Source organism: Stenotrophomonas acidaminiphila (assembly GCF_001431595.1).
In the GTDB taxonomy this organism is placed as follows: Bacteria; Pseudomonadota; Gammaproteobacteria; order Xanthomonadales; family Xanthomonadaceae; genus Stenotrophomonas; species Stenotrophomonas acidaminiphila.
On record NZ_LDJO01000011.1, the window covers coordinates 1 to 15217 of the forward strand.

A 15217-nucleotide genomic window follows, 5' to 3' on the forward strand; every position below is an offset into this window, starting at 1 on the left:
GTTCCAGCACGCCCTGCGGCGGCGGATCCAGCGGCACGCCGAAGGCCCGGGTCAGCGAGGCGTGGGGATCGAGGTCGATCAACAGCACGCGCTGGCCGAGCGCGGCCAGGCCGCGGCCCAGCGCCAGTGTCGTGGTGGTCTTGCCGACGCCGCCCTTCTGGTTGGCAATGGCCCAGATACGCATCAGTGCACTCCTTCTATTGCTGCCGGCAATGCCGGCCCGGACGTGCGCGCCGGCGCCTCGGCGCCGGCGGCATCGCGGGTGGGTTGTGCGGCGTCGACCGTGGTCGCGCCGTCGGCCAGCGCGTCGGCGCTGGCGGCCGAGTCGGCCAGGATGATGACCATGACCCGCCGGTTGCGGTTGCGGCCCTCGGCCTGCGCGTTGCTCTCGCGCGGGCGGAACTCGCCGTAACCCATCATCGCCAGCCGCTGCGGCTGCACGCCATGGTCGGCGAACAGGTGGACCACGCTGGCCGCGCGTGCCGCAGACAGTTCCCAGTTGGACGGGTACTGCGCGGTGGCGATCGGCATGTTGTCGGTATGGCCTTCCACGCGCACGCCGTTGGGTACGTCCTGCAGCACGTCGGCCAGCTTGCCCAGGGTCTGCCGCGCTTCGGTGTCCAGTGCCGCCGAACCGGTGGCGAACAGGATGTCGCTGTTGATCTCGACCTCGATCCACAGCTCGGTGCGGCGCACGGTGATCACGCCCTGGTTGACCAGCGGTGCCAGCGCCCGGGTCAGCTTCTCGGCGATCTGCCCCAGCTGGCGTTCGGCGCGCTGCAGCTGCTCGCGGTCGCGCAGCGATACCGGGCGCGTCATCTGCGATGCCATCGACGGCAGCCGGGTCGGGTCGGAGACCGCGCCGCCGGTCATGCTCGGTGCGCGGATCACCGCCGGTGTGTCGTGGCCGCCGCCCTGCAGCTGCTGGTGGCCGACCTGGACCTGGGTGATGGTGCGCGGCGCGCCGCCGAAGGCGGTGGTCAGGGCATCGGCCATCACCCGGTACTTGCCCTCGTTGAGCGAGGAAATGGCGTACATCACCACGAAGAAGGCCAGCAGCAGCGTCATCAGGTCGGCATAGGGGATGGCCCATGCCTCATGGTTGGCGTGCTCTTCGTGGGACTTGCGGCGTGCCATGGTTCAGCCCACGAAGCCGGCCAGGCTGGTTTCGATGTTGCGCGGGTTCTCGCCATGGGCGATGGCGATCAGTCCTTCGATGATCATCTCGCGCTCGCGGCTGTTGTACGCGATCACGCTCTTGAGCTTGGCCGCGACCGGCAGGAACAGCAGGTTGGCCGAGGCGATGCCGTAGATGGTGGCGGTGAACGCGGCGGCGATGCCATGGCCGAGCTTGCTCGGGTCGGCCAGGTTCTTCATCACCGCGATCAGGCCCAGCACCGCGCCGATGATGCCCAGGGTCGGGGCGTAGATGCCCATGCCCTCGAATACCTTGGCCGCGGCCAGGTCGCGGTGTTCCTGGCCGCTGAGTTCGATTTCCAGCATGTGCCGGATCGCGTCGGGCTCGACGCCGTCCACCACCAGCTGCAGGCCCTTGCGCAGGAACGGGTCGTCCTGCATCTCCACCTGGGGCTCCAGCCCGAGCAGGCCCTGGCGGCGGGCGATGTTGCTCCACTCCACGATCTGCCGGATCAGTGCCTGGCGGTCGCTGGGCGGCGGCTGCACCACCCAGCGCACGATCCTGAAGGCATGGCGGAAGATCGCCGGCGAGGTGTGCAGCAGGATCGCCGCCACGGTGCCGACGATGACGATCACGAATGCCGCCGGCGACCACAGCGAGGACAGTCCGGCTCCCTTGAGTATGCTGCCGCCCACCAGCGAGGCCAGTGCGAGGAAGAGTCCGATGATGCTGAGTCTGTCCATTTAACGAATATCGGCGTGTGCGCGGGGTACTTGAACGGTGGGGACGGGTCGTCACTTCGCTGGGGGACGCCGGGCGGGCCCCGGCGGCGCGGGGCGCGGCCGCCGCACATGCAACGGTGCCGGCGCGGGCGGGGCAGGCGGGCTTACTCCTGACTGCGCAGCCCGTCCACGTCCAGGATCAGCGCCATGCGGCCGTCGCCGATCAGGGTGGCGCCCGCATAGCCCTTCAGCCCGCGCAGCGCCTTGGGCAGTGGCTTGATCACCACTTCCTCGCGGCCGCGCACCTGGTCCACGACCAGGCCGAAGCGGGCTTCGCCGATCTGCAGCACCACGATGGTGAGCAGGGTCGACTGCGTCGGCTCCACGTCCAGCCACTGGCGCAGGTCGACCAGCGCCAGCGTGTGCGACTTGCGATCGAGCACGGCGCGGCCGTCGAACCAGCCCAGCGAGGTGCGCGGCGCGTGCAGCACTTCCATCACCCGTGCCAGCGGCAGCGCGTAGATGTCCTCGCCGGCCTGCACCAGCAGGGTCGGCAGGATCGCCAGGGTCAGCGGCACGCGGATCAGGAAGCGGCTGCCGCGGCCCAGTTCCGACTGGATCTGGATCTGCCCGCTCAGTTCGCGGATGCGCGACTGCACCACGTCCATGCCGACGCCGCGGCCGGAAATGTCGGTGACCTGCTGCTTGGTCGAGAAGCCGGGCAGGAACACCAGGTGCAGGCATTCCTCGCTGCTCAGCCGTGCCGCCGCCTCCGGGTCCAGCAGGCCCTTCTCGCGGGCCTTGGCGCGCAGCCGCTCGGGATCGATGCCGGCGCCGTCGTCCTGCACTTCGATGCTGACGTAGTCGCCTTCCTGCTGCGCCGACAGCCGTACCCGGCCCATGCGCGGCTTGCCCTGCGCTTCGCGCAGGTCGGGCATTTCCACGCCGTGGTCGATGGCGTTGCGGACCAGGTGCACCAGCGGGTCGGCCAGCGCCTCGACCAGGTTGCGGTCGAGCTCGGTCTCGGCGCCGACCAGCTCCAGGTCCACTTCCTTCTTGAGGCTGCGGGCGACGTCGCGGGCGACCTTGGGAAAGCGCGAGAACACCTTGCCCACCGGTTGCATGCGGGTGCGCATCACCGCCGACTGCAGGCGCGCGGTGGCGATGTCCAGGGTGGACACGGCGCGGTCGAGTTCTTCGTCCTTCAAGCGCGTGCGCAGGGTCTTGAGGCGGTTGCGCGAGAGCACCAGTTCGCCGATCAGGTTGACGATGGCATCCAGGCGCTTGGTGTCGACGCGCACGGTCTGCTCCGGCTCGACCGCGGCCTTGGCCGCGGCCGGCGCCGGCGTAGCCGCGCGGGCAGGTGCCGCCGGAACGGGAGCCGGGGCCGGTGCCGCGGCGGGCATGGCCGCCGGCATTGCACGGGCGCCGGGAGCGGCGCCGGCATGCAGGGTGTCGAGCAGGGCTTCGAACTCGTCCTCGGTGATCAGGTCGTCGCCGCCCCTGGCCGGGGCGACCGGCGTGGCGCTGGCCGCGACGGGGCGGGTGCCGGGCGCGGCGCCGCCATGCAGCTGGTCGAGCAGGCTCTCGAACTCGTCCTCGGTGATCAGGTCGTCGCCCTTGCCACTGGCGGCCGGGCTGGCGCTGGCCGCGGCGGGACGGGTGCCGGGGGCGGCACTGCCGTGCAGCTGGTCGAGCAGGCTCTCGAATTCGTCCTCGGTGATCAGGTCGCCGGCTGGCGCCGCGACCGGGGCGGCCGCCGCGACCGGGGCCGCGGGTGCCGGTGCCGCATCGACGTCGAACAGCGCGATCAGCGACGGCGGCGCGTGCTGCGGATCGGTGCCGGCCGACACCGCGTCGAGCATCGCCTGCAGCCAGTCCAGCGACTGCTGCGCGGCGTCGAAGTGGTGCGCCTGCAACACCGCCTTGCCCGAGCGCGCCATGCCCAGGGTTTCCTCGGCGGCGTGGCACAGCTCGACCATGGCGTTGATGCCCAGGAAACCGGCGCCGCCCTTGAGCGTGTGGAAGCCGCGGAACACCGCGTTGAGCTGGTCGTTGTCCTGGGGCGACTGCTCCAGGGCGACCAGCTGTTCGCCGAGGCGATCCAGGATTTCCTGGGCTTCGATGATGAAATCGGCGGCGATGTCGTCGGCGAAGGCGCTCATGGCATCACAGCCCCAGGTTGGAGAGCAGGTCGTCGGCGTCGTTCTGGCTGACGGCGTGGCGGTCGATGCCTTCCAGCGCCGGGCCGGCGAGGCCGCGGCCGCGTGCCTCCTCTTCCGGTGGCGGCAGGCCCAGCGCGCCGAAGCCCTCGTGCACGCGGCGCACGATGCCGACCACGCGGCGGATGATCTGGCCGGTCAGGTCCTGGTAGCTCTGGGTCAGGGCGATCTCGGTCAGGTTGTGGCGAATGCGCTCCAGCGCCTGCTCGTGTTCGATCGCCGGCACGCTGCCCTCGCGCAGCCCGGTGACCAGCTCGCGGCACTGCTCGGCCAGGTCCAGGGTGCGGTGGGTGGCCTTTTCGGTCATCTCCACCACGTGGTCCAGGCGCGCGCAGGCGTCGTCCAGCTCGCCGGCCTCGGTCGGCACCGTCGGCAGCTCGCCCAGGGCCTGGCCCAGCTCGCGCGCAAGGCGCCCGAGCCCGGCCATCATCGGCTGCGTGCGCAGCGCGGCCAGCGCGTCGATTTCCCGGCGCCAACCGTTCTCGTCGCCGCCTTCCAGCGCCGCCAGCGCGTCCTGCAGGTGTTGCACCAGGACTGATTTCTCGCTCGGAGTTCCGCTGGACATGGTCATCAGGCGCTCGCTGCCAGGCGCTCGAAGATCTTGCCCAGCTTCTCTTCCAGGGTCTGTGCGGTGAACGGCTTGATGATGTAGCCGTTCACGCCGCACTGCGCGGCCTCGATGATCTGCTCGCGCTTGGCCTCGGCGGTGACCATCAGTACCGGCAGGGTCTTGAGCCTGGCATCGGCGCGGATCGCCTTGAGCAGTTCGATGCCGGTCATCACCGGCATGTTCCAGTCGGTGACCACGAAATCGAACGGCTGGCTGTTCAACAGCGCCAGCGCGGCATGCCCGTCCTCGGCTTCGGCGGTGTTGGTGAAGCCCAGGTCGCCCAGCAGGTTCTTGACGATGCGCCGCATGGTCGAGAAGTCGTCGACGATCAGGATCCGCATGTTCTTGTTCAAAGGGTGTTCCTCTTCATGGTTCGACGAGGCCGGCGTCGGCCGCCTCGAAAATCTTCAACCGGCCACGCAGCCGCAGCATGGCTTGGCCGTGGATCTGGCACACGCGCGACTCGCTGACCCCGAGCACCGCGCCGATCTCCTTCAGGTTCAGCTCCTGCTCGTAGTACAGCGACAGCACCAGCTGTTCGCGCTCGGGCAGCTGGCCGATGGCCTTGCCCAGCTCCTCGCCGAACTGGCTGCGCTCGAGCACCTGCTGCGGGGTCGGGCCGCCGGTGGCCGGCGTGTCCAGTTCGCCCTGGTCCTCGATCCGCGATTCCAGGCTCAGCACCTGGCCGCGCGCGGCGTCCTCGATCAGCCGCATGTACTCGGGCAGCGGTATGTCCATGGCCTGCGCCACTTCGGTCGCGCTGGCGGCACGGCCGGTGCTCTGCTCGATGCGGCGGATGGTGGCGGCGGCGTCACGGGCGCGGCGATGCACCGAGCGCGGCACCCAGTCGCCACGGCGGATCTCGTCGATCATCGAGCCGCGGATGCGGATCGAGGCGTAGGTCTCGAACGAGGCGCCCTGTTCGGCGTCGTAGCTGCGCGAGGCTTCGATCAGGCCCATCATGCCGGCCTGGATCAGGTCGTCGATCTCGACGCTGGCCGGCAGGCGCGCCGCCAGGTGGTGGGCGATGCGCCGCACCAGGTCCGAATGGCGGGCGATGCAGTCGTTGGCGCTGGCGCGCTGGACTTCGCGGTAGTGGGCGGCCGGGTTCATGTCGCCACCCCGCGCTGGATGATGCGCTCCAGGAAGAACTCGACGCCGCCGCGCGGCTCGGTCGGCGCCTGCCAGCGGGCGGTGCGGCGGGCGATCTCCTGCAGCGCCAGCGCCGCCGGCGACGACGGGTACAGCTTGACCACCGGCTGCTGGCGCTGCACCGACAGGCGCAGCCAGTCGTCCTGCGGCACGCAGCCCAGGTAGTTGAGCGAGACGTCGGCCAGGAACTTCTCGCACACCCGCACCAGCTTCTCGTACAGCATGCGGCCTTCGTTGGGGTCGCGGGCCATGTTGGCCACGACCTGGATGCGGTCCACCCCGCGCTCGCGCGAGAGCACCTTGATCAGCGCGTAGGCGTCGGTGATCGAGGCCGGCTCGTCGCAGACCACCACCACGGTGTCCTGCGCGGCCTGGCAGAAGGTCAACACGCTGTCGGTGATGCCGGCGGCGGTGTCGATGATCATCACGTCCAGGTCGCGTTCCAGCTCGGAGAACACGTTGACCAGGCCGACGTGCTCGGCCGGCTGCAGTTCGGCCATGTGCCGGCGGCCGGACGCGGCCGGCACCACCAGCAGGCCGTCGGGGCCTTCGATGATGACGTCCTCCAGCGTGCAGCGCCCGGCGACCAGGTCGGCCAGGGTGTGCTTGGGCTGCAGGCCGAGGATGACGTCGATGTTGGCCAGGCCGAGGTCGGCGTCCAGCAGCAGCGTGCGCTTGCCCATGCCGGCCAGCGCCACGGCCAGGTTGGCCGAGACGTTGGTCTTGCCCACGCCGCCCTTGCCACCGGTCACCGCGATGGTGCGCACGGGGCCGGCGGGCTGGCGGCGGGTGGCCGACAGCGGGAAGGCATTGGTCAGCTTGGCGTACTCACGCGACGGCATGGTTCAACTCCGGGTTGCAGGGCATATCGGCCGCGCGGCGCAAATCTTCAAGGCGAAGCACCAGATTGGCCGCCGAGGCGCGGTGCAGGTCTTCCGGCACGTCCTGCCCGTCGGTCACCCAGGTGATCGGCAGGCGGTGGTCCACGGCCACCGAAAGGGCCGAGCCGAAGCGGCCGGTCTCGTCCAGCTTGGTCAGCACCAGGCCCTGCGGGTTGGCCGCGCCGAAGCGGCGCACCACCTCGTCCATGTCCTGGAAGCTGGTGTTGGCCGGCAGCACCAGCAGGGTGCGGATCTGGCCGGCGGCGCGCAGCCACTGCAGCTGCGCGGTCAGGGCGCGGTCGCGCTGGCCCAGTCCGGCGGTGTCGATCAGCACCAGCTTGTAGTCGGCCAGGCGCTCCAGCAGCTGGTTGAGGTTGGTGCCGCTGCTGGCTTCGTGCACGGCGATGCCGAGCTGGCGGCCGAAGCCGTACAGCTGCTCGCGGGCGCCGATGCGCTGGGTGTCGGTGGTGACCAGGGCCACGTCGCGGGCGGCGTGGGCCTCGGCGAAGCGCGAGGCCAGCTTGGCGATGGTGGTGGTCTTGCCGGCGCCGGTCGGGCCGACCAGGGCGATGACCCCGCCGGCCTCGATCGGGTCGACCGGGGCGATCGGCAGTTTCTTCGAGATCAGGCCCAGCATCAGCCCGCGGGCGCGCGCCGGGTCGATATCGGCCGGCATCTGCACCGCCACGTCGCGGGCCAGGCCGGCGTCGAAGCCGTACTCGTCCATCAGGTCCAGGGCGTTGGCGCGCACCGGGCTGCCACGCAGGCGTTCGTCGGTGAAGCGGTTCATTTCGCGCTCGATCAGCTGGCGCATGCCGGCCACTTCCTGGCGCAGCTCGGCCAGCTGGCGGTCGTCGCGCGGCATCGCGGCCACCACGCTCAGTACGGGCGCGGCGATGGCGGCTTCGGCGGCAGGCGCCGGAACATTGACGGTGGTGGCCGGGACGGGAACGGGCACTGCCGGTTCGGCCGGCGCGGCCGGTACGAGGGCATCGACCATGGCCGGCGGGGCGATGGCCGCTTCGATCCGTGCGCTTGGCGCGGTGACCTGCGGGACGACCGGTGCCTCGGATGGCGGATCGATCGCGAAGTGGGCGCGGTTGCCGGCGGCCGGAGCCGGCACGGGTGCCGGTGCGGCGACGGCGAAGCCCTCCGGACGGAACGCCGGCACCACCGGCGCATCGTCCGGTACCGCCGGGAAGGTCGCGAAGATCTGCTCCGGCAGCCCGGGCTGGCGTGCGACAGCGGGGGCAGGGGCGTGGACACGAGCGGGGACAGGAGCAGGCTGCGGCTTGAGCAGCGACGAGAAGCGGCTGCCCGGGGCCAGCTCGATGCTGCTGTCGATGGAGCGGCCGGTGGCGCCGACCGCCGAGCGGGCGAGGGCGGCAACGGCCGAGGCGGTGGCCACCACCGGTTCCGGCTCCGGGGTCTTGCGGCGGGTCACCGCGGCGATGATCGCCTCGGCGGCGCTGCGCGGCTTGGGCGCCGGCGGCGGTGCCGGGCGGGCGGCTTCCAGGGCGCGCTGCACGACGCTTTCGTCGTAGTGGGCGGCCGCCACGATCTCGACGCCTTCCTCGATCCGGCGATTGGACAGGATGACGGCGTCGGGGCCATGTTCCTTGCGCACCAGGTTCATGGCGGTGCGCATGTCGGCGGCGACGAAACGTTTGATCTTCATGCTGGAGTACCGGGAATTCGTGTGCGGGTGCGACGCGGGAGCAGTGGCGTTGGCGGTGTCGTGCATGGCGGTGCGTGCTCCTCGTCCTTCGTGTGTGGCGGTGGCCGGCCAGGTGTCCGTTCTTTGACGTCGTCCTGCGCCGCCGCCGGTTTCCAGGCTGTCCTCAGCTGATCGTGCCGACCAGCTTCAGGCGCTTGTCTTCCGGTACCTCGCTGTAGGCCAGCACCGACAGCGAGGGGACGCTGTGGCGGACCATCCGCGCGAGGGCGGCGCGGACCGGGCCCGGTACCAGCACCACGGCCGGCTCGTTCCGCGCCTCCTGCTTGCCGACACATTCGGCAAGACTCTGGTGGAGGCGCTCGGCGAGACCGGGTTCCAGCGCGGCACCGTTGCCCTGCGTGGATTCCTGCAAGACCCGTTCCAGTTGCGGGTTCAGGGTGAACACCGGCAGTTCCGGCGACATGCCGGCGATCTCCTGCACGATGAACCGGCCCAGCGCGTTGCGCACCGCCACGGTCAGCGCGGTCGGGTCCTGGCTGAGCGGGGCGTTCTCGACCAGCGCCTCGGCGATCTTGCGCAGCTGGCGGATCGGGATGCGCTCGATCAGCAGGTTCTGCAGCACCCGCGCCACCACCGAGATCGGCAGCGCCTTGGGGGTCAGGTCCTCGACCAGCTTGGGCGCGCTCTTGGCCAGGGTCGCCAGCAGCTGCTGCACTTCCTCGTGGCCCAGCAGTTCCGGCGCGTGCTCGCGGATCAGGTGCGACAGGTGGGTGGCGACCACCGTGGCCGGATCGACCACGGTGTAGCCCAGCGACTCGGCATGGGCGCGCTGGTGCGGCTGGATCCAGGTGGCGTCCAGGCCGAAGGCCGGGTCCTTGCCGGGAATGCCGTCCAGCTGGCCCATCGCGCTGCCGGGGTCCAGCGCCAGCTCGCGGTCGGGATGGATCTCGGCGCTGGCGACCGGCACGCCGTGGATCAGCACCCGGTAGGTGGTGGGGGCCAGCTCGAGGTTGTCGCGGATGTGCACCGACGGGATCAGGAAGCCCACGTCCTGGGTGAGTTTGCGGCGCACGCCCTTGATGCGTGCCATCAGTTCGCCGCCCTGGGCCTTGTCCACCAGCGGGATCAGCCGGTAACCGACCTCCAGCCCCAGCGGGTCGACCGGGCGCAGTTCGTCCCAGCTCAGTTCGGCGGTCGGCGCCGGCTGTGCGCCGAGCAGGCCGGGGATCTCGCCGGCGGTGGCCGCGCCGGCCTCGGCGCCGGCGGCCGCGGCGGCGGCCGTGTCGCGCTTCCACAGCTTCCAGGCCAGGAAGCCGAGGATCGACGCCAGCACCAGGAACGCCACGTTGGGCATGCCCGGGACCAGTCCGACCAGGCCGATGATGGCCGCGGCGATGGCCAGCGCCCGGTACTGGCCGAACACCTGGCCCATCATGGCCTGGCTCATGTCCTGCGCACGCGAGGCGCGCGTGACCAGCATCGCCACCGCACTGGACACCAGCAGTGCCGGAAGCTGCGCCACCAGGCCGTCGCCGATGGACAGCAGGGTGTAGGTGGAGGCCGCGTCGGCGAACGGCATGCCATGCTGCAGCACGCCGACCGCCAGGCCGCCGAGCAGGTTGATGAACAGGATCAGGATGCCGGCGATGGCATCGCCGCGGATGAACTTGCTGGCGCCGTCCATCGCACCGTAGAAATCGGCTTCCTCGCGTACTTCCTCGCGCCGCGCCTTGGCTTCCTCGCGGGTCAGCAGGCCGGCGTTGAGGTCGGCGTCGATCGCCATCTGCTTGCCGGGCATGGCGTCGAGGATGAAGCGCGCGGTCACTTCCGACACGCGTCCGGCGCCCTTGGTGATGACCACGAAGTTGATGATGGTCAGGATCGCGAACACCACGATGCCGACCGCGTAGTTGCCGCCGATCACGAACTCGCCGAACGAGGCGATGACCTTGCCCGCCGCCTCGTGGCCGTTCTGGCCGTTGAGCAGGATGACGCGGGTGGAGGCCACGTTCAGCGCCAGCCGCAGCATGGTGGTGACCAGCAGCACAATCGGGAAGATGGTGAAGTCCAGCGGCCGCTTCACGTACACCACCGCCAGCAGCACCATCAGCGAGATGGCGATGTTGAAGGTGAACAGCGCGTCCAGCACCGGTGCGGCCAGCGGCACCACCACCATCGCCAGCAGCGCCAGGACGATCAGCGGCGCGCCGAATCCCTGGCGGATCGCGTCGAGCAGGCGGCGCGCGGTGGCGGGCATGGGCTGGGCGCTCATGGGCGGGCCCCCTTGCCGAACTCGTCGATGTCGATGGCCGGCTGCTGCGGCATCGGCCCGCCGCGCCAGGTGCGCAGCTGGTAGACGTAGGACAGGATCTGGGCGACGGCCGAATACAGTCTCACGGGGATTTCCTTGCCGAGTTGGCTTTCCCTATACAAGGCGCGTGCCAGCGGCGGTGCCGAGACGATGGCCACGTGGTTGCCGTCGGCGACCTGGCGGATCCGCAGGGCCAGCTCGTCCACGCCGCGGGCCACCACGGTCGGCGCGTTCATGCGTCCGGCCTCGTACTTGAGCGCCACCGCGTAGTGGGTCGGGTTGACCACGACCACGTCGGCACCGGGAACGGCCTCCATCATCCGCCGCTGCGACAACTGCATCTGCATCTGGCGGATGCGGCCCTTGACCTCGGGGCTGCCCTCGCTTTCCTTCATCTCGCGGCGGACCTCGTCGCGGGTCATCTTCAGCTTGCGCAGCCAGTTCCAGTGCTGGTACGGCGCATCGATCGCGGCCAGCAGCAGCAGCGCCCCGGCCGTGGCCAGCAGCAGCCGCAGGGTGAAGCCCAGCCCGTCGAGCACCGCCCGTTCCAGCGGCATCTGCGGCAGGGTGCGCAGGGCGTCGAAGCCGTGCCAGATGCACAGCCCGGCGGCGGTGCCGACGAACAGCATGCGCAGCAGCGACTTGGCCAGTTCCGCCAGCGACTGCATGCCGTAGATGCGCTTGAGCCCGGACATCGGGTTCATACGGTTCAGGTCGGGCATGAGCGCCTTGGACGACACCCGCAGCCCGCCCATGATCAGCGGCGAGACGAAACTGGCGAGCAGGCACGCCAGCAGCAGCGGCCAGGTCGCCAGCATCAGCCGCAGCAACAGCATCCCGGCATGGCCGAACAGCGCGTCGGGGGTCTGGAACAGGCCCGGCTCCGGGGACAGCGCCGTCCGCATCCAGGCGCGTGCATTGCCGCCGATCACCCCGGACAGGGTAGCGACGGCGATCACCCCGGCACCGAACACCGCGGCGGTGGCCAGTTCGCGCGAACGCGGTATGTCGCCCTTCTCGCGGGCGTCGCGCAGCCGTTTGCCGGTAGGTTGTTCGGTTTTTTCGGTGCCGTCTTCGTTCTCAGCCATGGCCTGGCGCGGGTACTGGATCCGGCCTGGGTCGTGCAAGAACCGGGCCAGCGCCGTGGCGGCGCGTGTCCGCCGGGGCAGGCGGTGGCCTGGCCGGTCCCGGGTACCGTCGCGTCAGGCGTCGCGGGTCACAGGCCGCCGCCACCGTACAGGCGCATGAAGCTCTCCGGGCCGACCGGCCGCCCCAGCTGGTAGCCCTGCAGGTGGTCGCAGCCCAGGCGTTCGGCGTAGGTGCGCTGGCCCGGGGTCTCGATGCCCTTGGCCACCACCTCCATGTTCAGGGCGTGGCCCAGCGCCACGATCGCCGCGACCACCACCACGTCCTCGTCGCTGTCTTCCAGCGCCATCACGAAGGCGCGGTCGATCTTGATCTCCGTAGCCGGGAGCCGGCGCAACTGCAGCAGGCTGGAGAAGCCGGTGCCGAAGTCGTCTATGGAAATGCCCACGCCCAGGGCGGCGATGGCGCGCAGCACGGCCACGGCGGCTTCGGCATCGCGGGTCACCGCGTTCTCGCTGACCTCCAGCACCAGTCGCGACGGCTCCAGTTCATGGCGCTGCAGGACCTGGCGCACCTGTTCGACAAGGTCCGGCGAACCGAGCTGCAACCCCGACAGGTTCACTGACACCTGCCAGCCGGAATGGCCGGCGTCGTGCCAGCTGCGCATCTGCCGGCACGCCTCGTCCAGCACCCATTGGCCGATCCCCTCCATCAGCCCGTTCTGTTCGGCCAGGCGGATGATGCGCCCGCTGGGTACCGGCCCGTGCACGGGATGGCGCCAGCGCAGCAGCGCCTCGGCGCCGGTGACCAGCCCGCTTTCGGCGTGCACCCGCGGCTGGTAGTGCAGGCCCAGCTGCGGCGTGCCGACGGCCTGGCGCAGGTCCTGCAGCAGGCGCCGGTCCTGTTCGGCGTCGGCGCTCATCCATTCGGCGAACCGGGCGTGGGTGTTGCGGCCGGCCAGCTTGGCGTGGCTGGTGGCGATCTCGGCATGCGCCACCAGCGGTGCGGCCGTGGTGCCATGGGCCGGGTACAGCGCCACCCCCAGGCTGGCGGTGACGCGCATGTCGCGCCCGTCCACGCGCACCGCGCCGAGCGCGACGACGATGCGCTCGGCCAACGGTGTGGCGCCGGCATCGTCGGCCAGCGGCAGCGCGATGACGTACTTGTCGCCGCCCAGGCGGCCGACCAGGCCATCGTCGGGCAGCAGCCGGCGCAGCTGCTCGGCCACGTCGACCATCACCGCGTCGCCGGCCTGTGCGCCGAACGCGCTGTTGATGTGGCGGAACTCATCCAGGTCCAGCGCCATCACCGCGCATGCGAGCCGGGCCGCGTGGCAGTGCTGCAGCAGCTGGTCGATGCGCTCGTGCGAGAGCTGGCGGTTGGGCAGGCCGGTCAGCGAATCGTGGCGGCTGGCATGGAACAGCTCCTTGCGCGCATCGTCCAGCGAGGCCGAAAGCGTCGAGTTGCGTCGCTGCAGCACGCGCGCCTGCGTGCGTTGCTCGAACAGCGGGATGACCAGCACCACCGCCATCATCGCCACGGTCAGCAGCACCACGCAGGCCGCCAGCCATTCCACGCCGATCCCGCCGCCGGCGGCCGCGGCGCACACCGAGCCGGAGGGAAACCGTGCCGCGGCCATGCCGGTGTAGTGCATGCCGACGATGGCCAGGCCCATCACCACGGCGGCGGCCACGCGCTGCGGCAACGCGCCTTGCCGCGCGCGCATGCGCAAGGCGATGTGCAGCGCCGCCCACGAGGCGAGCACCGCGATCAGGATGGAAAGCGCGACCCGCGACGGTACGTAGTCGATGGCCGGGCGCATGCGCAGCGCAGCCATCCCGACGTAATGCATCCAGGCGATGCCCAGGCCCATGAGCAGCGCGCCCAATGCCAGCCGCGTGTACGACAGGGTGGGGCGGGACACCAGCCACAGCGCGAACAGCGAGGTGGCGATGGCGACCAGCAGCGATTCGAAGGTGGGCCAGAAGGCATAGCCGAGCGGGATCGGCAGGCGGAAGGCGAGCATGCCGACGAAGTGCATCGACCAGATGCCGGTGCCCATGGCGACGGCGCCCGCCAGCAGCCAGCCGGTGGCCGCGCCGCGATGGCGCGAGGCCGATACCCGCGCCGCCATGTCCAGCGCGGTGAACGAAGCGAGCACCGCGACCAGAACCGACAGCACGACCAGCAACGGGTTGTAGCTTCCTGCAAGCATGGCACCCTCCCTCTGCGCCCGGTGGCACGTTGAGCGTGCCACGCTTCCGTGGATGCCGGCCGAATCCATGCCGGCACGGGTTCCAGACTATCCCGGCCCGGCGCGCGGCAGGCAAGCGGGCAGGTGCTGAATGCGACCGCCGGCGCGCTGCCGGCTCACCCCGTCACTTGCCGTGCGGCCTCGAACGCGCTGTCGAGCAGGCGCTGCACCGGCATCGCCATTTCCCCGGCCAGCAGCGCCAGCAGGATCAACCCCAGCAGCAGCGATACCGGCAGGCCCAGCTGCATCGGGTGCAGGGCAGGTGCGGCCCGCGCCAGTACGCCGAAGGCCAGGTTCACCGCCAGCATCGCCACCACCAGCGGCAGCGCCAGGGTCAACGCGCCGCGGAACACCTGCAGGAACAGGGTCGGGGCCAGTGCGGCCATCGCGTGCGGGTCAGGCAGCGCGGTACCGATCGGCAATGCCCGGTAGCTGTCCACCAGCAGCGAGATCAGCGCCAGGTGGCCGTTGCTGGTGAAGAACAGCAGCCCGAACAGCAGGTAGAACCATTGCCCGACCACGCCGGAGCTGCCGCCGCGCAGCGGGTCGCTCATCTGTGCGAATGCCAGGCCCGTGCCCTGCGCGACCAGTTCGCCGGCCATCGCGCCGGCCTCGAAGATCAGCCGCAGCAGGAAGCCGATGCTCACCCCGACCGCCAGCTCGCGGGCGATGCCCAGTACCGTGGCTGCGTCGAAGCCGCTCCACGCCGGTACCGGCGGCAGCACCGGTGCCAGCGCCACCGACAACGCCACGGCGAGCAGCGCCCGCACCCGCGCCGGTACCGCGCGCGAGCCCACCATCGGCATGGCCATCAGCATCGCGCCGATGCGCAGCATGACCCACAGCGTGGTGCCGATGATGGCGAAGGCCTGCTGGCCGTCGATCATCATCCGGGTGATCGGATCCATGGCGCCGCCTAGCCGATCAGGTGCGGGATGCGCTGGAACAGCAGGGTGGTGAATTCCACCAGGTGGCCGAGCAGCAGGCTGCCCAGCGCGAACAGCGCCGCGGTCAGCGCCGCGGCCTTGGCGATGAAGGCGATGGTCGGCTCGTTGAGCTGGGTGGCGGCCTGGATGATGCCGATGACCACGCCGACCACCAGCACCACGACCAGCAGCGGTCCGGCGATCCAGAGGGTGGCGACCAGGCCGCCACCCAGCTCA

General features: G+C 70.6%; 14 protein-coding genes. All 14 read right to left on the reverse strand.

The features are described 5' to 3' along the window. Nucleotides 1–184, reverse strand: a 184-nt coding sequence (locus tag ABB33_RS02595) for a ParA family protein (protein WP_152984935.1), incomplete at its 3' end; no start/stop codon positions are given. Further along, the gene (gene motD / locus ABB33_RS02600) at nucleotides 184–1137 is read right to left on the reverse strand and encodes a flagellar motor protein MotD (RefSeq protein ID WP_054665879.1); all 954 of its coding nucleotides are present in this window, start codon (nucleotides 1135–1137) and stop codon (nucleotides 184–186) included. The genes motD and ABB33_RS02595, both read right to left, overlap by 1 nt. 3 nt (nucleotides 1138–1140) lie before the next feature. Continuing rightward, the gene (locus ABB33_RS02605; protein WP_054665876.1) at nucleotides 1141–1881 is read right to left on the reverse strand and encodes a flagellar motor protein; all 741 of its coding nucleotides are present in this window, start codon (nucleotides 1879–1881) and stop codon (nucleotides 1141–1143) included. 143 nt (nucleotides 1882–2024) lie between these two features. Beyond that, nucleotides 2025–4025: a chemotaxis protein CheA gene (locus ABB33_RS02610; RefSeq protein WP_056931043.1), complete on the reverse strand. Its 2001-nt coding sequence runs from the start codon at nucleotides 4023–4025 to the stop codon at nucleotides 2025–2027. Between the two features lie 4 nt (nucleotides 4026–4029). Continuing rightward, nucleotides 4030–4653: a protein phosphatase CheZ gene (locus ABB33_RS02615; protein ID WP_054665870.1), complete on the reverse strand. Its 624-nt coding sequence runs from the start codon at nucleotides 4651–4653 to the stop codon at nucleotides 4030–4032. After that, the gene (cheY, locus tag ABB33_RS02620; protein ID WP_054665867.1) at nucleotides 4653–5045 is read right to left on the reverse strand and encodes a chemotaxis response regulator CheY; all 393 of its coding nucleotides are present in this window, start codon (nucleotides 5043–5045) and stop codon (nucleotides 4653–4655) included. The genes ABB33_RS02615 and cheY overlap by 1 nt, the downstream gene beginning before the upstream one ends. 13 nt (nucleotides 5046–5058) lie before the next feature. Next, nucleotides 5059–5805, reverse strand: coding sequence for an RNA polymerase sigma factor FliA (locus tag ABB33_RS02625; RefSeq protein ID WP_054665863.1), 747 nt, complete (start codon nucleotides 5803–5805; stop codon nucleotides 5059–5061). Beyond that, complete coding sequence (locus ABB33_RS02630) at nucleotides 5802–6686, reverse strand: MinD/ParA family ATP-binding protein (RefSeq protein WP_054665860.1); 885 nt, start codon at nucleotides 6684–6686, stop codon at nucleotides 5802–5804. Before ABB33_RS02630 ends, ABB33_RS02625 begins: the two co-directional genes overlap by 4 nt. Then, nucleotides 6673–8403, reverse strand: coding sequence for a flagellar biosynthesis GTPase FlhF (gene flhF / locus ABB33_RS02635; RefSeq protein ID WP_056931044.1), 1731 nt, complete (start codon nucleotides 8401–8403; stop codon nucleotides 6673–6675). The genes ABB33_RS02630 and flhF overlap by 14 nt, the downstream gene beginning before the upstream one ends. A 163-nt stretch (nucleotides 8404–8566) precedes the next feature. Continuing rightward, entirely contained in the window at nucleotides 8567–10675 is a 2109-nt protein-coding gene (gene flhA / locus ABB33_RS02640) for a flagellar biosynthesis protein FlhA (RefSeq protein ID WP_054665851.1), read from the reverse strand. After that, nucleotides 10672–11802, reverse strand: a complete 1131-nt coding sequence (gene flhB, locus ABB33_RS02645) for a flagellar biosynthesis protein FlhB (protein ID WP_056931045.1) — start codon at nucleotides 11800–11802, stop codon at nucleotides 10672–10674. The genes flhA and flhB overlap by 4 nt, the downstream gene beginning before the upstream one ends. Before the next feature lie 128 nt (nucleotides 11803–11930). After that, on the reverse strand, nucleotides 11931–14015 hold the full coding sequence (locus ABB33_RS02650; protein ID WP_056931046.1) for a putative bifunctional diguanylate cyclase/phosphodiesterase: 2085 nt from the start codon (nucleotides 14013–14015) through the stop codon (nucleotides 11931–11933). Nucleotides 14016–14170: 155 nt separating this feature from the next. After that, complete coding sequence (gene fliR / locus ABB33_RS02655; protein WP_054665840.1) at nucleotides 14171–14962, reverse strand: flagellar biosynthetic protein FliR; 792 nt, start codon at nucleotides 14960–14962, stop codon at nucleotides 14171–14173. 8 nt (nucleotides 14963–14970) lie between these two features. After that, nucleotides 14971–15217, reverse strand: a 247-nt coding sequence (locus ABB33_RS02660; protein ID WP_248842442.1) for a flagellar biosynthetic protein FliQ, incomplete at its 5' end; no start/stop codon positions are given.